Genomic DNA, 606 nt, shown 5'->3' with positions numbered 1-606 from the left:
TACGTCGTCGACGCAACCAACCAGCGGGTACGCCGTATCGACGCGACAACGAAGGTGATCACCACCGTCGCGGGCAACGGCACGCGCCTGTATGCCGGTGACGGCGGCCCGGCCGTCGCGGCATCCCTGCGCGACCCCGCGGCGGTGGCCGTCGCCCCCAACGGGGACCTGTACATCGCCGACACCGGCAACCGGCGGATCCGCCACGTCGACGCCGCCACCGGCGTCATCCGCACCGTCCTGGGCACCGGCGCCCTGGACGACGCCGGCGACGGCGGGCCCGCGGTGGACGCCGCGGTCGGGCGCCCCGTCGCGGTCGCGGTCGGTCCGGACGGCGCGGTCTTCGTCATCGACACCAGCGTCGGGCGGATCCGCAGGATCGATCCGGCCACCCGAATCGTCAGCGGCTTCGCCGGCCGGGGCGGCGAGGGCTACGGCGGCGACGGCGGGCCGGCCCTCGCCGCCGACTTCGACTTCCTCGCCGGCAGCAGACTCGCGGTCTCCCCGGTCGGCGAGGTCTACGCCACCGACACCGGCAACGCGCGACTGCGCCGGATCGGCACGGACGGAATCGTCGACACCGTCGCCGGCGGCGGCCCGAAGGGG

The 606-nt window shown here is 75.6% G+C and carries 1 pseudogene; it reads left to right on the top strand.

The annotated features are described in order from the left end of the window. Positions 1–606 (top strand): annotated as a pseudogene (locus GT354_RS18095) (hypothetical protein); the annotation flags it as partial.

The organism is Streptomyces sp. SID3343, from assembly GCF_009865215.1.
Lineage (GTDB): Bacteria > Actinomycetota > Actinomycetes > Streptomycetales > Streptomycetaceae > Embleya.
This window is presented reverse-complemented; position numbering and strand designations above follow the sequence as displayed.